Source organism: Paenibacillus cymbidii, assembly GCF_004764705.1.
Lineage (GTDB): Bacteria > Bacillota > Bacilli > Paenibacillales > NBRC-103111 > Paenibacillus_AN > Paenibacillus_AN cymbidii.
This window is the reverse complement of sequence record NZ_SHLX01000008.1, coordinates 91,463-110,055: the sequence shown is the minus strand read 5'-3', so window position 1 is coordinate 110,055 and position 18,593 is coordinate 91,463. Positions and strand designations below refer to the sequence as shown.

Sequence of the window (18,593 nt, the reverse complement as noted above, 5' to 3'; positions counted from 1 at the left end):
AGGTGGGCGAAAATGGGGAAATACCGCAAAGCAATTCAAATCGGCATATTTGCAATCGTTATTGTCATTGCCGGTCTGACGATCGCCAACAATTTATTTTTCAAGGAGCCTGCGCAGCGATTGATCAAGGCTGGAGAATCGGCCCGCTCATTCGAGTTGCCGTCGCTTGACGGCAGTTCGATCAAATTGGCGCAATACGACGGCAAAACGGTGCTGCTCAACTTCTGGGCCAGTTGGTGCGAGCCGTGCCGCCAGGAAATGCCGGACTTGCAGGCGCAATATGACAAGTGGCGCGATCAGGGCGTCGTTGTGCTCGGCATCAACGTCGCCGAGAACAAGGTGACCGCGGGCGCTTATGTGCAGCAGTTGGGTTTGAATTTCCCGGTTGTGCTCGACCAGAATCAGGACGTGCGCAAAAAGTATGGCGTTTACAATTATCCGTCGTCCGTCTTTATCGGCGCCGACGGCAAGGTGGGCAAGGTGATTGAAGGGCAAATGAATGCAGCGATGATCGACAATGTGTTGACGGAGCTGACGGCGAAGGCAAAAGGCAAGGGAGTTCGCTCATGATCGAAAATACGAAATGCGAATGCGGCCACCAAAACCCGGTCGGAACGGTGCTGTGCGAATCGTGCGGCAAACCGCTCGAGGACGATCCGGGGAATACGGGGCCGCTTGAAATGCGATACGACGGCGTGGCCCGCCGTTCGCAGCGTACGAACCAGGGGCTGCTCGACCGGGTATGGAGCTTTTTTTCATCGGTAAAAATCGCCATTTACATGATTCTGATCACGCTTGTGCTTTCGATGCTCGGCACGATTTATCCGCAGGAAAACACGCTGCTCAATATCGGTCCGGACGAATTTTACGAGGAGCGGTACGGCACGTCGGGCCTGATTTATTACAAGCTGGGCTTAAGCCATACGTTCAGCTCCTGGTGGTTCATGACCTTGCTGTTCATGATCGGAACTTCGCTCATCGTTTGCAGTCTGGACCGCGTGCTGCCGCTGTATCGGGCGCTGTCGAAGCAGCAGGTGCGCAAGCATCCAAGCTTCCTGCTGCGGCAGAAGGTCCGGTACGAGGGGCAATTGCCGGCAGGCGACGGCGACGCGGCTTGGGTCGAGCAAATGGCGAAACAGCTCAGGAGCAAACGATACCGCGTGAATATCGACGGAACGGCGTTGATCGCCGAGAAGAATCGGTTCAGCCGTTGGGGCCCGTATATCAACCATATCGGTCTTATCGTGTTCCTCGGCGCCGTGCTCATGCGCAGCATTCCCGGCTGGCACATGGACGAATATGTCGGCCTGCTCGAAGGACAGGCCGTGCCCATCCCGAATACGTCGTATTATATGAAGAACGAGAAGTTCACCGTCGAGTATTATTCCGAAGCGGAAATGGACGAGAAGTTCAAAGCGCGCGACAAAGTGGTGCCGAAAATTTACGAAACGCAGGCCGTGCTGTACCGATGCGTAGCCAATTGCAACGTGCCTGCCATCGAGCCGCAGCTCGAGGAGCTGAAGCGGCAGTCGATTCTCGTCAACAAGCCGTTCGACTACAAGGGGTTTCAGGCGTACCAGTTCGATTTCGCGGAAACGCCGACGCTGCTTGCCGTCAACGCCAGCATCACGAACAAACAAACCGGCGAAAGCTTCGGGCCGTTTCGTCTTTCGATGACCAATCCGGAGAGCGAATACAAGGCCGGGCCTTACACACTGAAGGTGAAAGGGTATTACCCGGAATTCGGGCTCGATGACAAAGGGCAGCCGATCTCCAAGTCGAACAACCCGGATGCGCCGGCGTTCATTTTCATCATCACCGGACCGAACCTGGCCGCAAGCGGCGAGCCGTTCCTTTACTTCCCGCGCGAAATCGACAAGCAGGAGTTCCGCCAGAACGACGTCAACGGCGCGATCGGCGCCAAAGTCGAAATCGCCGCCGGATCGATGGAGAACGTCGAAATTGCCGGCTACACAAGCTATTTGAACATTCGCGTCGATAAAGCGATGCCTTATATTTGGACCGGCGCCGCCATCTCGATGATCGGTCTGATCATGGGCTTTTACTGGCAGCATCGCCGCGTCTGGCTGCGCGTCGACAAAGGCCATCTGGCGCTCGGCGGCCACACGAACAAAAATTGGTACGGCATACGCACCGAAGTGGCGTCTGCGCTGGGCAAAACCGGGATATACTTGGAACCGAAATCATTGATGGAAGCTGGGGGGAACGCTTCGTGACCGCATTATTCGATTCGATCAGCAAGCCGAGCAGCTCGTATTTCATTATCGCTTTCGCGTTATATTGCGTGGCGTTTCTGCTGTTCGTGCTGGCGATCGCCGGCAAAGTATGGAGCGGGCGCGACCCCGAGCAGCATCAGAAGCGGTGGGGCGCCGTGGCGTTTGCCGTCGCTGTCGCCGGTTTCGTCTTTCATTTGCTCTTTTTCTTCACCCGCTGGCATTTGGCCGGCCACATTCCGACCAGCAATATGTACGAGTTCATGACGTTCCTCGGCATGATGATCGTGTTCGCATTCCTGATCGTGTTCGCCATTTATCGCAAGCATATTATCGGCGCGTTCGCGCTGCCGGTCGCCATCATCATTCTGGCGTATGCCGCTGTCTTCCCGCAGGAAATCCAGCCGCTTATTCCGGCGCTGCAAAGCTACTGGCTGAAAATCCACGTCACCACCGCGGCGACGGGAGAAGCGTTTTTTGCCGTCGGTTTCGCCGGCGGGCTGATGCACCTGCTGCGGACGGTCAACTTCAAGGACGATTCCAAAACCGCGCGACGCGAAAAGCGGTGGCTGGAGTTTACGATCTTCTTCATCATTCTGATCGTCGCCTTCATCGGTTCGGTATTTACGTGGAATGCCACCGGCTACAAAGCGGTGTTCACCGAAGAAATAACCGTGCCGGGGCTGAAAGGCGCCGCCGACGAAGTGCGCACGGTCGAAGCGCAATACGTGCTGCCCCCGATCTTTAAGCCGCATGACGGGAAAATTGTCGAAATGAAGCCGTGGCTCGGCATCGAAGAACCGTTGTTCGAAGCGCCGTCATGGCTCAAGGGCGCCAGCGCGGGCCGCAAGCTGAACACCGTCGTCTGGTCGCTCGTGTCCGGTCTCGTGCTTTATGGCTTGCTGCGGCTTATCGTCCGCCGGCCGCTCGCCGCGTTTATCAGCCCGATGCTGAAAGGCATGGACCCCGAGGATCTGGACGAAATCGCCTACCGCTCGATTGCGATCGGTTACCCGATCTTTACGCTCGGTGCGCTGATCTTCGCCATGATCTGGGCGGCGGAAGCGTGGGGCCGGTTCTGGGGCTGGGATCCGAAGGAAGTGTGGGCGCTCATCACTTGGCTGTTCTACGCCGCTTACTTGCATTTCCGCCTGTCGCGCGGCTGGCAGGGCAAACGTTCGTCGTGGCTGGCCGTCATTGGCTTCCTGGTCGTCATGTTTACACTGATCGGCGTCAACCTGGTCATTGCCGGCTTGCACTCCTACGCGGGCGTGTAAGGCCGACACGCTGCCTGCCGGCAGGCGCAGCTGCAGGGTACAAGCATACTTTCCGTTGAAAGAGAGAGGTGTTGGACATGGAATCGAAAGCCCACATCCTGGTCGTCGACGACGAAGAGCGCATCCGCCGTTTGCTGCGGATGTACCTCGAGAAGGAAGGCTATCGGATCGACGAGGCGGAGGACGGAGAGTCGGCGCTGCAGAAGGCGCTCGACTACGATTACGATTTGATTTTGCTCGATCTGATGCTGCCCGGCATCGACGGGATCGAAGTATGCTCGCGGCTGCGCCAGTCGAAAGCGACACCGGTGATCATGCTGACGGCCAAAGGCGAAGAAGCGAACCGCGTGCAAGGCTTCGAAGCTGGCACGGACGACTACGTCGTCAAGCCGTTCAGCCCGCGCGAAGTCATTTTCCGCGTGAAGGCGATATTGCGCCGGGCGTCGGTGACGGCTTACTTGTCCAAGGATGCGTCGTCCGGCAACGATATCGTGTTCCCGCATCTGGTCATCGAGCACGACGCGCATCGCGTCAGCGCCGACGGCCAGGAAGTGGCGCTCACGCCGAAGGAGTACGAGCTGCTGCATTATTTGGCCGTGTCGCCGGACAAAGTGTTCTCCCGCGAGGATTTGCTCAAGGACGTGTGGAACTATGAGTTTTTCGGCGATTTGCGCACGGTCGACACTCACGTCAAGAGATTGCGCGAGAAGCTGAATAAAGTGTCGCCCGACGCGGCGGCGATGATTACGACCGTGTGGGGAGTAGGCTACAAGCTCGAGGTGCCCAAATAGTGAATATTTTCAAAAGCGTCGTAGGCAAGCTTTGGATGACAATCATCGGTCTCGTGGCGGTGGTGCTTGTCATCTTGGGCTTGTTTCTTTTTCAATATATCGACACCAGCTTTCCGAAAGAAAACGACCAGCGCGACAGCCTGCTGCGCCTGACGCAGAAAATCGCCGGCGAAGTGGCGCTGCATCAACTGGACGCCTGGCCGGATTCCGGGTCCGCCACCGCGGGAACGGACGAGTCCGCTTACGTGACGCTGACGAACGATTTTCTGCGCACGCAGGATGCCGCGCTGCTGATGACGCCGCTCGACCGGGCGGCCGGGGCGGCGGCGCTCCTGTTCGGCGGAGTTGGCATCGGCACGCTCGACCAGGCGTTGGGAGCCGCCGATATGCAGCAGCTGGCTGCCGGCAATACGCTCATTCACGCTTTCAAGGGGACGGACGGCAACGACTATTTGCTCGCCGCGGCGCCGGTGCAGAAAACCGGCAAGCCGGTTTCGGAGGCGGCCGTCGTTTACCAATCGAAGAAATCCGTCGAGAACATGCAAACGTATATCAAGAAGCTGTTCGCATTTGTTTCGTTCATCGGCTTCATTCTGACCACATTCCTGGCATTTTTCCTGATTACCCGGATCACCCGGCCGCTCGTGCGGCTGCGCAACACGGCCGACCTGATTGCGCACGGACAGTACGGCAACCGCGTGCCGGTCGTGTCCTCGGACGAAATCGGCGAATTGGCGGTCACGTTCAACCGGATGGGGGAACGGCTTGACGAAACGATCAAAGCGCTGCATTACGAAAAAGAAAATCTTGGCAGTGTGCTGCACAGCATGGCGGATGCCGTCATTTCGTTTGACGCGGAAGGCGGCGTCATCTTCACCAACCCGCACGGAGAAGAACTGCTCGAAGCGTGGAACCGCATTGGCTGGGACGAACAGGAAGGCCACGACAACAGTTTGCCAGACCTGGCCGGGAGCGACATGGAGGGGTATCGCGGCAACGGGCTAGATGCGCGGATGCTTGTGCCCAAGCGGCTTGTGCCGCAGCCGCTGCGGCATTTGTTCGGCGAGGTGGCAAAGGAAGCGCGGCAGGTGACGACGAAGCTGCACGTGCAGAGCGGCGTATGGTCGGTGGTAATGGCGCCGCTGTACTCGCGCGATCAGGTGCGCGGCGCTGTTGCCGTGCTGCGCGACGTGACCGAGGAGCATCGGCTCGACAAGCTGCGCAAAGATTTCGTAGCCAACGTATCGCACGAACTGCGCACGCCGCTGTCGATGCTGCAGGGCTATAGCGAGGCGTTGGTCGACGATATCGCGGCAACGCCCGAAGAGCGCCAGGAGATGGCGCAGGTCATCCACGACGAATCGCTGCGCATGGGACGGCTCGTGAAAGATTTGCTCGATCTGGCGCGGATGGAAGCCGGACATCTCGAGCTCAGCTTTGAAGAAGTCGAATTGACGCAGCTGCTGAAGCGGGTGCATCGCAAGTTTCTGGCACTGTGCAAGGAGCGCGGCATTCGGCTGGAGCTGGAGCTCGGCGGTGCGCCGCTTGCGCTCGCAAGCGCCGACGAAGACCGGCTGGAGCAGGTGCTGACAAACCTGCTTGACAACGCGATCCGCCATACGCCGGAGCATGCGGGCATCGCGCTGCGCGGCTGGACGGAGGGCGACGACGTCCTGCTGGAAATTGCCGACGAAGGCAGCGGCATTCCGCCGGAGGATTTGCCTTATATTTTCGAACGCTTCTACAAGGCGGACAAGGCGCGCACCCGGGGCAGCTCCGGCGGCACCGGTCTGGGGCTGGCCATCGTGCGGAACCTGATCGACGCCCATCGCGGCACGATCCGCGCCCAGAGTGCGCTTGGCAAAGGCACTACATTCACGATCTCGTTGCCCCGCGGCGCGGCGCCATTCAGAAAATGAGCGTTTCAAGGCAGGCGCTTCGAAGATAAGCTGATCTTTGCAAGGCAATCTTGATTGTGGTGCCATTCTGTTGTATTCTATTCACGCATAAAAACTATCGGAATGAGGAGTAATAACCATGGCTAAGGTACTTATTTTCGGTCACAAAAATCCGGACACCGACACAATCTGCTCCGCCATCGCGTATGCGGACTTGAAAACGAAGCTCGGCCAGGACGTCGAGCCGGTGCGCCTGGGCAACGTCAACGGCGAAACGCAATTTGCGCTCGATTCGTTTGGCGTATCCGCGCCTCGACTGGTTGAGGCAGTTGCCGGCGAAACGAAGCACGTCATCCTGGTCGACCACAACGAGCGCCAGCAAAGCGTCTCCGACATCGATCAAGTGACGGTAACGGAAGTCATCGACCATCACCGGATCGCCAACTTCGAAACGAGCGGACCGCTGTACTATCGCGCCGAGCCGGTTGGCTGCACGGCGACGATTCTGAACAAGATGTACAAAGAGAACGGCGTCGCCATCGAGAAGCCGATTGCCGGGCTGATGCTGTCGGCGATCATCTCCGATACGCTGCTGTTCAAATCGCCAACCTGCACGTCCCAGGACATAGCCGCGGCGCAGGAGCTGGCGGCTATCGCCGGCGTCGACGCACAAGTGTACGGGCTTGATATGCTCAAGGCCGGCGCCGACCTGAGCAAAAAGACGATCCAGGAGCTGATCTCCCTCGACGCCAAAGAGTTCCAGATGGGCGCGTCCAAAGTGGAAATCGCGCAAGTCAACGCCGTCGATGTAAACGACGTGCTGGCGAAGCAAGCGGAACTGGAAGTGGCGCTGAACGACATCATCGCGAAGAAAGGGCTTGACCTGTTCCTGTTCGTCGTCACCGACATCTTGAACAACGACTCGGTTGGTCTTGCGCTCGGCAGCGCGGCGGACGCCGTGGAGCAAGCTTACAGCGTCAAGCTGGACGGCAATCGGGCGATCATGAAAGGCGTCGTCTCGCGCAAATCGCAAATCGTGCCGGTGCTGACGGATATTTTCAACAAGCGGTAAATCGGCAAGTGCTGGCAGCATAACGAAACGGCATCCCGGCCTGGGTCAGGCGGCGGGGTGCCGTTTTTTCGGTGTTAAGCGGTGTTAAGCTCGAAATAGGCCATGTTTGATTGGCTATTTCGGGAAAAACGGGCTATTTTGAAGAGTTCCATCTCATCGAACCTTCGACATCGTGATAACCTCCGCTAAACGTGTTCACCCATCATTGAGGGACCCCGATAAAGACAGAAGCTAACCCCGAACCCCGAACCCAAACATGTTGTCAGGTTAAGCGAAGGGAACTGTTTCCCATCATAGTAAGGCTGAAATCAGCCATCGTTCGCTGACATTCCAAGCCATGCTAAAGTGGTTAACTGAAGTATGTGTTTGCTGGTTATCCCATTGGCTCAAGCTGGTGCGGCGGCGAGCGTGCATATATTCGGCAGAAGTTCGCGTCTGCCGGTTATCCCGTCTGCTCAAATTGGTGTTTGGATGTATCGAGTTTGCAGGGTATACCCGAATGGTGTCACTGCATCGCAAGAGGCACTTTTCTTGAAAAGGGATACAAGTTGTTGATGCTTGAGATTGAGTCAAGGGGATAGCGGGCAGAAAGGAAGTTGCGGAGAGGACAACTCCGTTCCAGTCTGAGCGAAGGGGATAGCGGGCAGATGGGGACTCCGGAGAATATATTCCGTTCAGGTCTATTTCGCAATTCAAAAGCTTTTCATGTTTTATGCTGACATATAGGGAAATATGTTCGGATATGCCTAGGTTTTGCGCAGCGTGATGCGGCAATTTGTCGGGAAAACGGGGGAGAAGACGAATAATCTTGTTGCTCGTGAAACAATCGCCCGCGCGAGAAGCACGGGCGATTGCAACAAAACCCAGATTTGGCTTACATCGTCAACTCTTTGACGTTCGTCAGCTCCTCGAGCTTCGACAGCTCCTTGACGACATTGTCCGTCGCCGGCTTGTCGACGACGAGCACCATGATCGCCGAGCCGCCGACCCCTTTGCGGCCGACCTGCATCGTGGCGATGTTGACGTCGATGCTGCCGAGCAGTGTGCCGACACGGCCGATGATGCCCGGTTTGTCGTTGTGCGAGATGAGCAGCAGGTTGCCGGCCGGCGCCACGTCGACCGGATACTGGTCGATTTGCACGATCCGTTCGCCGAAGCCGGCGAGCAGCGTGCCGGCGATCGTGCGCTCTTCCTGCTTCGTGCGCAGCTTGACGGTGACGAGGTTGGTGAAGCCTTTCGTCGCCGTCGACGTTTGCGTGACGATGCCGAGATCGCGCGATTTGGCCAAGTGCAGCGCGTTGACGATATTCACTTCGCTGCCCAGATGGTTGGAAAGCACGCCTTTCACAATATAGCGGGTCAGCGGCGTCGTGTCGACGTCCGCCAGCTCGCCGGAGTAGTTGACGGCGATTTCCTGCACAGCGCCTTCACTCATTTGGCCTACGAAGCGGCCCAGTTTTTCGCCGAGGGTGAAGTACGGCTGCAGCTTGCCAAGAATAGCGGCCGGCACAGGCGGCATGTTGACCGCGTTTTTGAACGGTTCGCCGCGCAGGATGTGCAGCACTTCCTCGGAAACGTCGATCGCCACGTTCTCCTGCGCTTCGATCGTCGAGGCGCCAAGGTGCGGGGTGACGATAATTTTCGGGTTATTCAGGAACGGATGGTCCGTCGTCGGCGGTTCGTCGACGAACACGTCGAACGCCGCGCCGGCGACGATGCCCTGGTCGATCGCTTCAAGCAGCGCGCCTTCGTCGACGATGCCGCCGCGGGCGCAGTTGATGATGCGCACGCCTTTCTTCATCCGCGCGAATTGGGCACTGCCGACGATGCCGCGCGTTTCGTTCGTCAGCGGCGTATGCACCGTGATGAAATCGGCCTGCTCGGCGATTTCGTTGACGGTGTGCAGCTTGACGCCGATCTTCTCGGCACGCTCCTCCGTCAGGAACGGGTCGTAGCCGAGCACTTCCATGCCGAACACTTTGGCCCGCTTGGCCACTTCGCTGCCGATGCGGCCCATTCCGATGATGCCGAGCGTTTTGCCGCGCAGCTCGACGCCGACGAACGTTTTGCGGTCCCAGACGCCGCTTGTCGTTTTTTTGTACGCTTGCGGAATTTGCCGGGCCACGCTCATCATCATCGCAAACGTCAGCTCGCATGTAGCGATCGTATTGCCGTCCGGCGCGTTGATAACGACGATGCCTCGCTGCGTGGCCGCTTCGAGGTCGATGTTGTCGACGCCGACGCCGGCGCGGCCGATCACCTTCAGTTTGCTTCCCGCTGCCATGATCCGCTCGGTCACTTTCGTCTGGCTGCGAACGAGCAGTGCGTCGTATTCGCCGATGATGGCGACAAGCTCATCCTCCGACAAGCCCGTTTTCTTCTCGACGGCGATGTCTCCGGCGTCGTACAGCTGCTGAATCCCCATATCGCTGATCGGATCCGAAACCAATACTTTGTACATGATTGAATGCCCTCCCTAGAGATTTGACCTGCCATGAAGCTATGTTTCCCGACAAAACAAAAAACTCCCAGCCCCATACGTATGCCGTATCAAGGGACGAGAGTCTGTTTCGTGGTACCACCCTAGTTCGCCGGACGCTTGCGCGGACGGCCTCATCGGTTAAACGCGCACGAATCGCAAGACTCGTGCCCGGCAGGTGCCGCCGCATCGTATCCATCATCGGAAACGATCGCGTCATCCTTGCCGCAACCGGGGACTGTAACGGCTCCTTGCCGGCCGGCGCCTACATGATTTCGTTCAGCGCGGCAGCTCCGGAATGCTCCACATCGTACATGCCGCCGGTTTCCACCAGCCACCGGCTCTCTGTCGGCGTTCGGATGTTTGGTTCCATCATCGCTTTTGAAAGGCTATAATGTGGTTACTTTACCATGCTCTTCGAAGGGGTGTCAATAGCGCAAACGCCGCTGTCCGACAAGTGTCACAAATTAATCTTAAAATGCGGCGGGCTTCCGTTGCGGGAAAAGTTGCTCCGTCGGCCGAATTTCGTTATTGTACGAGATAAGCGCTGGAGGAGAGGGTGGAGTCGCAATGGAACAGATCGATGCCGAAACGTTTCACAAGCGGTTGACGAACGGCGAGCTGCGGGAAGCGGCGATCATCGATGTAAGAGAAGCGGAAGAGTGGTCGTATTATCATCTGGAAGGAACGATCCATTTTCCGATGCAAACGATTCCCGGCCGGCTGCACGAATTGCCTGACGGCGTGCCGCTTTACGTCATGTGCGCGCATGGCGTCCGCAGCGCGATGGTATGCGATTATTTGCGCCGCCAAGGCTTCGGCAATGCCATCAACGTCGAAGGCGGCATGGCCGCCGTAGCGGCGCTGAACGGTTTCGCATACGACTGAAGACGCACTTAAAAAAATCCGCTTTCCGCCACGGCGTCGAACGCCCGGCAGGAAGCGGATTTGCGCTTGCTGCAATCAATTCGTGAAGAACGGCAACTGAGGGAGCGGTTCGTCCGTATAATACTTAGCCTTGCCGTTCAGGAAGTCGCCCGATCTGACGGCGCCGGTGCCGATCAACAGCTCGGCCAGCTGGGGAACGGAATCGGCGTTCATTTTTTTCGCCTGATCCGACTTGATCGTTTCGTCGATGCGTTCGGCGAGGTCCTGCGGCGTAAACGGCTGGAACTGCTTGTCTTTCACCAGCAGCTGCGCCAGGTACGCATTTTTCAAATTCAGGTTCAGCTTGCCCCAGTCGGCCAGCGACAGCTTGTCCGAAGCGAGAAGGTCGAGCCCCTTCAAATCGAGCGTAAAGCTTTCGTTCCATTTGACAATCGAGTCGTAAAAGCCTTTTTGCGCCAGCAGCGCGTAGTTTTTCGCTTCGGCGAAATTCGCGTCCTTGCCGAGCTCGTCCATCAACACGTTGCCTTTCAGCGCGTTGGCTTTGCTTTGGAAGCTTTTGGCCGCCTGGCTGAACAGCTTGAGGCTCTTCAGCACGTTTTCGTGCGCTTCCTTCAGCAGCGGCGACGATTCCGGCATCGACTGGTTTGCGACGGCGTCGTACTTGTCTTCCGCCAGCTTGCCGAGGTCCTTGATCGTGGCGGCCGGGTCGGACGTGCCCTTGCCCGTCTGCAGATCGTTCATGGCTTTGAACCAGGCGCTCTGAAAATCGCGATTCGGCAAATAGATCGTATGATAAAAGGAGACGAGATAAGTCTGGTGGTAGGCGGTAAACGTTTTGCTTGCTTCTTCCTGCGCCTTGACGGCGTCAGCGTGTTTGGCTTCCGTGCGGTTGGTCCCGACCTGGACGCCGTAGAAAAAAGCGCCGATCGCGCAGATCAGCATAAAAATGAACAGAAGCAAAAAAACAGTGTCGGATCTTGTAAGCCGCTTTTCCATAGTAAGCTCCTCTATCTATAAGTTTGAACTAGAACCCGCTTCCTCTTTGGCTGCACTTGGTTAGTATAGGGGAATCGCAACCAAATTGGAATACGATGACGGCAAAAGGCGGAAGCATGATGAAAAAGTGGGATTGGAAGCAAATTCGGCTCCGCAAAGTCGATATATCGGCGATCGACGACCGGATGCTGCTCATTAATTTGTATGTAACGCAAGCGCTCACTCTTATTATCGGAATGATCGTCCTCTTTTTTCAGCATAATCGCGACATCTTCGCGAGGTTGCGATTCGACGATCCGAAGGAAATCGTACTGTGGGGAGCCTGCTTCGCCGCCGTCGTGCTGATTGCCGACCTGCTGATCGCGCGCTTCGTGCCCGAAGAGGTGGGGGACGACGGCGGCGTCAACGACATGCTGTTCCGCAATCGGCCGCTGTGGCATATCGCCGTTATTTCGCTCGTCGTCGCCATTTGCGAGGAACTGTTGTTTCGCGGCGCCGTACAGCATGCGTTCGGCCCGTATTGGACCAGCATCCTGTTTGCGGCCATTCATATCCGCTATTTGCGGCATTGGTTGATGACAGGGCTCGTATTCAGCATCAGCTATGGCCTGGGTTGGATTTATATTCGGACCGGAAGTCTATGGACACCGATCCTCGCGCATTTTATGATAGATTTTGTAATGGGCTGCATCATCAGATACCGGAGGGATAACAAGTGAAAACCGGAACGGAGCGCCTGCCGCAAGGCGCGGGAAACGGGCGGGCGGCAGCGGTCAACGATGCCCGAAGCGAGTTTTTTTTGCCGCCGCGCGGCGCGGTGCACGAGTCCTCGAAACGAAAGTGGACCCCGCTTTTTTTCGGCGTATTGCTCGGCATGTTCGTCCTGCTCATTGTTGCAGTAATTGGCTGGTCGTTCTGGCTCGAAGGGTACCGATTGCCATGGTGAAGCGGTAAACTGTTATACTCCATAATACCGCTGTTATATATCTGAAATGAGGCGCAGCCGTCGGTCGATTGGCTGCGCATCCTTTTGTTGCATGGGGCCACGAGGGACGGGTCACAAATCTGTTGCCACGGAATTATTCCCCTGTTATAATAGTTGTAACGATTTTGTCACATTTCAGATGTCCTTGCGGCTGCGCGTCATGCGCCCGGTACAGGAAAGGGGAACGCACGGAATGTCCATACTGCCGAAGAAGAATGAATTGGGATTTTTCGAGATTCGGTTGGAATCGATCGGCGGGCTCGGCGCGAACCTCGCCGGCAAGATGCTTGCCGAAGCGGGGGTCGTCGGCGCCGGCCTTAACGGCGTCAGTTTCTCGTCGTACGGTTCGGAGAAGAAAGGGTCGCCTGTTAAAGCCCACATCCGGTTCTGCGATATCGACACGAACATTCGCGATACGTCGCCGGTAGAGCGGCCGCATGTCGTGGGCATTTTCCATGAAGCGCTTTCAAAGACGGTCAACGTCAGCAGCGGCATCTACGAAGACAGCACGGTGCTGGTCAACTCGACCAAAGAACCGGCCGAACTGAAAGACAAGCTGCGGATTGTCGGCGGCACAATCGCCGTCATCGACGCGACCGGCATTTCGCTCGAAGAGAAGAACCGCGCCAATATGGCAATGCTGGGCGCCTTGTTTCGGCTCTGTCCGTTCCTTGATCCGCAGATCATGAAGGATGTCATTCGCAAGTCGCTGGAGAAGAAATATCCGCAGGCCGTCGATCCGGCGCTGCGCACGTTCGACCGCGGTTTCAACGAAGTGAAATTCCAGTCGTACGAGCTTCCGGAAGGCGTCTCGATGCCGTCGTTCGTTCGGATGGATACGCCGGTGCTCGGTTACGCCACGCAGCCGATGGGCGGCATGGTGACGAACCCGGGCAACAGCATCCTGAAAGATTTGAGCATCTCCCGCTCGGGCATGATGCCGCACTACTACGAGGACAAGTGCATTCACTGCGCAGCCTGCGACAACGTCTGCCCGGATTTCTGCTTCGTCTGGGAAGAGCGTCCCGACAAGAAAGGCCGTCCGCAGATGTTCCTCGAAGGCATCGATTACCAATATTGCAAAGGTTGCTTGAAGTGCGTCGCCGCCTGTCCGACCGAAGCCCTGTCGGGCGAACGCGAAACGGACGGCTACGGCGAAACGCACCGCATTGCGCATCGTTTCGACCTGGCTGTCAGCAACGGATGACGTTCCGGCCCGTTCGTAAGGAACTACCTTGAGAAAAGGATGTGTGACCGATGGCGATTGAGATCAAGAGAGAGATCGGGCAAGGCAAAGTCGAGCAGCGGATGGTATACGAATCCGGCAACGAAATGGCCGCTTATGCCGCGCACCAGATCAATTATCATATTATGGGATACTTCCCGATTTCCCCGTCCACGGAAGTGGCCCAGTTTCTGGACTTGATGAAAACGAGCGGCCAGCACGACGTTGTACTGATTCCGGCCGACGGCGAGCACGGTTCGGCGGGCGTGTGCTACGGCGCCTCGACCGCAGGCGGTCGCGTATTCAACGCGACGAGCGCGAACGGGTATTTGTACATGCTGGAGCAGATGCCGGTGCAGTCCGGCACGCGGTTCCCGATGGTGCTGAACCTCGTATGCCGTTCGGTATCCGGTCCGCTCAACATTCACGGCGATCATTCCGACTTGTACTTTGCGCTCAACACCGGCTGGCCGATCGTAATGTGCCGCGATCCTCAAGCCGTATACGACATGAACATCATGGCGCTCAAGCTGGCGGAGCATGCGGACGTGCGCCTGCCGGTCATGGTCGCGTCGGACGGCTACTTCACTTCGCACCAGAAGCGCCGCGTCCAAACGTTTGCTAAGCGCGAGGACGTACACGCGTTCATCGGCGCGCAGCCTCCGGTCGGCTATCCGGACGTGCTTGACCGCAACAATCCGATTACGGTCGGCCCGTACATGAACGAGCCGGACTATATCAACAACTGCTACCAGCAATCGCAGGCGATGTACCGCGCCGAAGCGGTATTCGACCAGATTCGCCAGGAATACGCCGAACTGACCGGCCGCGACTATCCGATTCTCGATCTGTACCGGATGGAAGACGCCGAAGTTGCGGTGTTCCTGATGAACTCTTCGTCGGAAATTATTAAAGACGTCGTCGACCAGCTGCGCGAGAAAGGGATCAAGGCCGGCTCGATTGCGCCGAACATGATCCGTCCGTTCCCGCAGAAGGCGATCGCCGAAGCGCTTAAGAACGTCAAGGCGCTTACCGTCGGCGACCGTGCGGATTCGTACGGCGCTTACGGCGGCAACATGACGAACGAAATCAAAGCCGCGCTGTTCACCCACGGCAACAGCTCGACGATGGTTGTCAGCCGCATCTACGGCCTTGGCGGCAAAGACTTCTACGCCGAAGACGGCCATGCGATGTTCGAATATGCGCTTGACGCGCTGCACAAAGGCAAAGTCGAAGTGCCGTTCGATTACCACGGCCATACGCCGGGCGATCCGACGAAGGCGCCGAAACGGGTGCTCAACCCGATGAAGTTCGAGGATTTGAAAACCGGGCTGATTACGGTAACAAAGGATGAAACGACCGGCAAGCTGAACGTTCGGGTCCCCCCGCTGCGCGCGCTCACCGGCAAACCGAAGCGGATTGCGCCGGGGCACGGCGCATGTCCGGGCTGCGGCATTTTCTCCGGGCTTGAGCTGTTCTTCAAAGGCATCGAAGGCGACATCGTATCGCTGTTTCATACCGGCTGCGCGATGGTCGTTACGACCGGTTATCCGTACAGCGCGCACAAGGCGACGTATATCCACAACCTGTTCCAGAACGGCGCGGCCACGCTGTCGGGTGTCGTCGAGATGTTCTGGGAACGCAAACGCCGCGGCGAGCTCGACCATTTGAACTTGCAGGACGACTTCACGTTCGTCATGATTACGGGCGACGGCGGCATGGACATCGGTATGGGTCCGGCGATCGGCGCGGCGCTGCGCAATCACAAGATGATTATTCTCGAATACGACAACGAAGGCTACATGAACACGGGTGCACAACTCAGCTACTCGACGCCGCTCGGCCACCGGACATCGACTTCGAACGTCGGCAAGCACCAGGGCGGCAAGCTGTTCCATCACAAGGACACGGCCCAAATCATGGCGGCGACGAACATCCCGTACGTGTTCACCGGTTCGGAATCGTTCCCGCAGGATTTGGTCAAGAAGGCGGCTAAAGCTCAGTGGTACGCGCAGCATGAAGGGCTCGTGTACGGCAAAATATTGATCACGTGTCCGCTGAACTGGCTGTCGGAAGAGAAGGAAGGCACGACAATTATCGGCGCCGCCGTCGATTCCTGCTTCTTCCCGCTCTACGAAATCGAGCGCGGCGTAACGACGATCACGTACAACCCGGAAGAGAAGGGCAAACGCGTGCCGGTCGGCGACTGGCTGAAGACGATGGGCAAAACCAAGCACATGGTCAAGGTCGAATACGCAGAAGCGCTGCAAAATTTCGAGAACGAAGTGGAACGCCGCTGGGTGCGGCTGAAAGCTCGCCACGAAAACGAATATTTGTAAGAAGCCGGCGCTGCGTTGCGCCGCATGAATGGAAAGAGCCGCTGGCCCCTATCGGGCCGGCGGCTCTTCGTTTGCGAACGGCGGTATTACGGCGTTTCGATAGTCGCCGGATCGACGTAGCCATAACCGAGCGCCTCCAGCTTCGTCAACAGCTCGTCCAGCGCTTCCGTTGTCCAGGCGAGCTCGTGCATGAGAATGTTGCTTCCCGAATGAAGCTGGTCAAGCACCGACTGGATCACTCCCGCCGGCTTGTGCTGGTTGTCTGCCCAGTCGAGCGAGCCGTTGGACCAGTTCATCCGCAGCACGTGCTCCTTCGGATAACGTTCGTTCAGATGGTCGGTGGAAATGCCGTTCGGCGGACGGAAAAATACCGGCGTGATGCCGATCGTCTCGCGGATGATGCGCTGAGTGCTGTCGAATTCTTCATCGCCTTGGGCGTCGCTTAATTTATTAAGTTGGCTGTGCGACCAGGTATGATTGCCGATCGTATGCCCGCTGGCGTAAATTTGTTTCAGCAGGTCCGGATTTTGTTTGACCTTTGAACCAAGCACGAAAAAAATCGCTTTGGCTTTGTGTTTGCCCAGCGTGCCGAGCAGCGAGTCGACCATCGTTTTGTCCTTCGGGCCGTCGTCAAACGTGAGCAGCACGACTTTTTTGTTGCCGTTTGGGCCGATTGGCACCACATCGTAGTTTTTGTTCAGTCGGTATAACTTGGCCGCAGGCGATGGAGATGGCGTCGGTGTCGCGGCGCTTGCACCCGGAGCGATCGAAACAGCGGCGGACGGCGACCCCGCAGGAGTGGGAGTGGCGGAAGCGGACGGCGCGAGCGACGCGGAAACGGCTGCGGAAGCCGGCGCGGACGAGGCGCCGCCGCTTCCGGCGGGCGTGCTGCCGCAGGCGGCCAACAGCGTCGCAACGGTCAAGAGAGCCGCGCCTTGTTTGGTCAAGGAAACGAACGTGCTGTTCATGGATGGTTCCCCTTGTCTTGTTTTGTCGGTTTCCCTATTGTACCATGAAATGCCGAATTGCTTGCGGGGTTCGAATTTCCTATTTTTCGCTGGCATCAAGGAGCTGCCGTTGGCTAACAATACGTGCTAGATGCATCACAACGTCAGGAGGAGCCATGATGAAACTAGGTGCGTTTTTAGTTGGCGGCGTATTGGGCGCCGCGGCAGTCGTGATGTGGAATCGAAGCGGCAGGTCGCTTCGTTTTGCCGGATTTTCCAGTTTGGCCGATACGCTCGGCAGCATCGCAACCGATAAGATGGCGCATTATCGCGGGGATTCGAAGCCGGCGGAGCAGCAGCCGCGCGCTCCATTGAGCGAAACGGAGGCGAATTCCGCGTCGCTTGAAAAGGAAGTGCACAAATTCGCCAGCCGCGATCCACAGCTCCAGCAGCAAATCGACGATATTCTGGCGGAAGGCGCCGAAGTGTCGCCCATCAAGCAATAGCGTCTCGATCCCGCATCCGCTTCGCTGCAAAGCGCCCCACGGCAGTGGGGCGTTTTCCATGTTCGTTACTTTCGCATATACCGAAATTACATGCTATAATACTAGCAAGTAGTTTCTTTGCCGCATCAGCTTGCGCGGTCGCTCGTCCATGAGGTGCCTTTATTGAGGTATTCTCATTATTTTCCGCGTTCGGAAGAAACATTTGAGGCAGCAAACATATTTTATTAATGTGAAATGACGCAGCGAGAAACTGTTCGTGCAAGGAGGATCCCCTATGAAAATTGAACGTTTGACCTCGGACAAAATCAGGATTTTCCTCACGTTCGACGATTTGTCCGAACGCGGCATTCACAAAGACGACTTGTGGCGGGAGATTCCGAAGGTGCATGAGCTGTTTAGCGAAATGATGGAACAGGCTTACTCGGAGCTCGGGTTCGACGCGACAGGACCGCTTGCGGTGGAAGTGTTCGGCTTGCCTGCGCAAGGCATGGTCGTAATCGTCACTCGCGGCAAGATGGACGGCCCCCGCGACAACGAAGCGGAGCAAGAGGAAGACGAAGACGTTTACGAAATGGAAGTGACGCTGGAGCAAAGCGAACTCATTTCTTACGCGTTCCGCGACTTCGAAGATCTGGTGCGCATGGCCAATGTCATTCTTCCGTTGGTAGACGATGGAGGAACGTTGTTCGCATATAAAGGCTGCTATATTTTGCAAATCAGTCAAGAGGAGTCCGAGGAACGGGAAGGACGCTACGACGCGCTGATTGCCGTACTGTCCGAGTTTGGCGAAGCCACTTCGGTGACAAGAGCAGTTCTGGAAGAATACGGCAAAGTGGTAATCGCAGCAAACGCCGTACAAGTGCTTTGCGCCCATTTCCGTTGATCTCCCCGAACGATTCCAGGAAAGCATCTTCAAAAACGGTTTCGTTTTTGAGGTGCTTTTTTCATGAGCGGCC

16 protein-coding genes and 1 other annotated feature are annotated in these 18,593 nt (G+C 57.2%); of the genes, 13 read left to right on the top strand and 3 right to left on the bottom strand.

Translation table 11 applies throughout. From position 1 onward, the window contains the following. Positions 1-12 precede the first annotated feature (12 nt). The 6 genes from EXY20_RS12990 (at position 13) to EXY20_RS12965 (ending at position 7,272) form a co-directional block, all read left to right on the top strand. The gene (locus tag EXY20_RS12990; RefSeq protein WP_135551615.1) at positions 13-570 is read left to right on the top strand and encodes a redoxin domain-containing protein; all 558 of its coding nucleotides are present in this window, start codon (positions 13-15) and stop codon (positions 568-570) included. Continuing rightward, positions 567-2,237 (top strand): cytochrome c biogenesis protein ResB, encoded by a 1,671-nt coding sequence (gene resB / locus EXY20_RS12985; protein ID WP_135551612.1) that lies wholly within the window; start codon positions 567-569, stop codon positions 2,235-2,237. Before EXY20_RS12990 ends, resB begins: the two co-directional genes overlap by 4 nt. Continuing rightward, positions 2,234-3,511 (top strand): cytochrome c biogenesis protein CcsA, encoded by a 1,278-nt coding sequence (gene ccsA / locus EXY20_RS12980; RefSeq protein WP_328592529.1) that lies wholly within the window; start codon positions 2,234-2,236, stop codon positions 3,509-3,511. The genes resB and ccsA overlap by 4 nt, the downstream gene beginning before the upstream one ends. A gap of 77 nt (positions 3,512-3,588) precedes the next feature. Further along, entirely contained in the window at positions 3,589-4,302 is a 714-nt protein-coding gene (locus tag EXY20_RS12975) for a response regulator transcription factor (protein ID WP_135551611.1), read from the top strand. Further along, a complete protein-coding gene (locus EXY20_RS12970; RefSeq protein WP_135551609.1) occupies positions 4,302-6,221 on the top strand; it encodes an ATP-binding protein in 1,920 nt (639 codons plus the stop codon). The genes EXY20_RS12975 and EXY20_RS12970 overlap by 1 nt, the downstream gene beginning before the upstream one ends. Before the next feature lie 118 nt (positions 6,222-6,339). Next, positions 6,340-7,272 (top strand): manganese-dependent inorganic pyrophosphatase, encoded by a 933-nt coding sequence (locus tag EXY20_RS12965; protein ID WP_135551607.1) that lies wholly within the window; start codon positions 6,340-6,342, stop codon positions 7,270-7,272. 874 nt (positions 7,273-8,146) lie between these two features. Here EXY20_RS12965 and serA read toward each other — a convergent pair. Beyond that, positions 8,147-9,733: a phosphoglycerate dehydrogenase gene (gene serA, locus EXY20_RS12960; RefSeq protein ID WP_135551605.1), complete on the bottom strand. Its 1,587-nt coding sequence runs from the start codon at positions 9,731-9,733 to the stop codon at positions 8,147-8,149. A gap of 89 nt (positions 9,734-9,822) precedes the next feature. Further along, positions 9,823-10,136, bottom strand: a binding site (T-box leader). 185 nt (positions 10,137-10,321) lie between these two features. Here serA and EXY20_RS12955 point away from each other — a divergent pair. After that, positions 10,322-10,639 carry a rhodanese-like domain-containing protein gene (locus EXY20_RS12955; protein ID WP_135551603.1) on the top strand — a complete coding sequence of 106 codons (318 nt, stop codon included), beginning with the start codon at positions 10,322-10,324 and terminating at the stop codon, positions 10,637-10,639. A 75-nt stretch (positions 10,640-10,714) separates the two neighbouring features. Here the strand turns inward: EXY20_RS12955 and EXY20_RS12950 are convergent, their stop codons facing one another. Beyond that, positions 10,715-11,635, bottom strand: a complete 921-nt coding sequence (locus EXY20_RS12950; RefSeq protein ID WP_135551601.1) for a hypothetical protein — start codon at positions 11,633-11,635, stop codon at positions 10,715-10,717. Positions 11,636-11,754: 119 nt separating this feature from the next. Between EXY20_RS12950 and EXY20_RS12945 the strand changes: the two genes are divergently transcribed. The 4 genes from EXY20_RS12945 to EXY20_RS12930 all read left to right on the top strand — a co-directional run bounded on the left by EXY20_RS12945 (position 11,755) and on the right by EXY20_RS12930 (position 16,184). After that, on the top strand, positions 11,755-12,354 hold the full coding sequence (locus EXY20_RS12945; protein ID WP_135551599.1) for a CPBP family intramembrane glutamic endopeptidase: 600 nt from the start codon (positions 11,755-11,757) through the stop codon (positions 12,352-12,354). Beyond that, positions 12,351-12,581 carry a hypothetical protein gene (locus EXY20_RS12940; RefSeq protein WP_135551597.1) on the top strand — a complete coding sequence of 77 codons (231 nt, stop codon included), beginning with the start codon at positions 12,351-12,353 and terminating at the stop codon, positions 12,579-12,581. The genes EXY20_RS12945 and EXY20_RS12940 overlap by 4 nt, the downstream gene beginning before the upstream one ends. A 232-nt stretch (positions 12,582-12,813) precedes the next feature. After that, positions 12,814-13,827: a 2-oxoacid:acceptor oxidoreductase family protein gene (locus EXY20_RS12935; RefSeq protein WP_135551595.1), complete on the top strand. Its 1,014-nt coding sequence runs from the start codon at positions 12,814-12,816 to the stop codon at positions 13,825-13,827. A gap of 50 nt (positions 13,828-13,877) precedes the next feature. After that, a complete protein-coding gene (locus EXY20_RS12930) occupies positions 13,878-16,184 on the top strand; it encodes a thiamine pyrophosphate-dependent enzyme (protein WP_135551593.1) in 2,307 nt (768 codons plus the stop codon). An 86-nt stretch (positions 16,185-16,270) separates the two neighbouring features. Here EXY20_RS12930 and EXY20_RS12925 read toward each other — a convergent pair whose 3' ends face one another. Further along, complete coding sequence (locus tag EXY20_RS12925; protein ID WP_135551591.1) at positions 16,271-17,152, bottom strand: polysaccharide deacetylase family protein; 882 nt, start codon at positions 17,150-17,152, stop codon at positions 16,271-16,273. A 158-nt stretch (positions 17,153-17,310) separates the two neighbouring features. Between EXY20_RS12925 and EXY20_RS12920 the strand changes: the two genes are divergently transcribed. Together EXY20_RS12920 and EXY20_RS12915 are read left to right on the top strand one after the other, a co-directional pair. Next, on the top strand, positions 17,311-17,637 hold the full coding sequence (locus EXY20_RS12920; protein WP_135551589.1) for a hypothetical protein: 327 nt from the start codon (positions 17,311-17,313) through the stop codon (positions 17,635-17,637). A gap of 274 nt (positions 17,638-17,911) precedes the next feature. Beyond that, positions 17,912-18,520 carry a genetic competence negative regulator gene (locus tag EXY20_RS12915; RefSeq protein ID WP_135551587.1) on the top strand — a complete coding sequence of 203 codons (609 nt, stop codon included), beginning with the start codon at positions 17,912-17,914 and terminating at the stop codon, positions 18,518-18,520. Positions 18,521-18,593 lie beyond the last annotated feature (73 nt).

What these genes read in the sequence shown, in the direction of transcription:
- resB (WP_135551612.1), top strand. Translation starts at nt 567, where the DNA reads ATGATCGAAAATACGAAATGCGAATGCGGCCACCAAAACCCGGTCGGA.
- EXY20_RS12965 (WP_135551607.1), top strand. Translation starts at nt 6,340, where the DNA reads ATGGCTAAGGTACTTATTTTCGGTCACAAAAATCCGGACACCGACACA.
- EXY20_RS12925 (WP_135551591.1), bottom strand. Translation starts at nt 17,152, where the DNA reads ATGAACAGCACGTTCGTTTCCTTGACCAAACAAGGCGCGGCTCTCTTG.
- EXY20_RS12955 (WP_135551603.1), top strand. Translation starts at nt 10,322, where the DNA reads ATGGAACAGATCGATGCCGAAACGTTTCACAAGCGGTTGACGAACGGC.
- EXY20_RS12915 (WP_135551587.1), top strand. Translation starts at nt 17,912, where the DNA reads ATGAAAATTGAACGTTTGACCTCGGACAAAATCAGGATTTTCCTCACG.
- EXY20_RS12950 (WP_135551601.1), bottom strand. Translation starts at nt 11,635, where the DNA reads ATGGAAAAGCGGCTTACAAGATCCGACACTGTTTTTTTGCTTCTGTTC.
- EXY20_RS12920 (WP_135551589.1), top strand. Translation starts at nt 17,311, where the DNA reads ATGAAACTAGGTGCGTTTTTAGTTGGCGGCGTATTGGGCGCCGCGGCA.
- EXY20_RS12990 (WP_135551615.1), top strand. Translation starts at nt 13, where the DNA reads ATGGGGAAATACCGCAAAGCAATTCAAATCGGCATATTTGCAATCGTT.
- serA (WP_135551605.1), bottom strand. Translation starts at nt 9,733, where the DNA reads ATGTACAAAGTATTGGTTTCGGATCCGATCAGCGATATGGGGATTCAG.
- EXY20_RS12930 (WP_135551593.1), top strand. Translation starts at nt 13,878, where the DNA reads ATGGCGATTGAGATCAAGAGAGAGATCGGGCAAGGCAAAGTCGAGCAG.
- EXY20_RS12975 (WP_135551611.1), top strand. Translation starts at nt 3,589, where the DNA reads ATGGAATCGAAAGCCCACATCCTGGTCGTCGACGACGAAGAGCGCATC.
- EXY20_RS12935 (WP_135551595.1), top strand. Translation starts at nt 12,814, where the DNA reads ATGTCCATACTGCCGAAGAAGAATGAATTGGGATTTTTCGAGATTCGG.
- EXY20_RS12945 (WP_135551599.1), top strand. Translation starts at nt 11,755, where the DNA reads ATGAAAAAGTGGGATTGGAAGCAAATTCGGCTCCGCAAAGTCGATATA.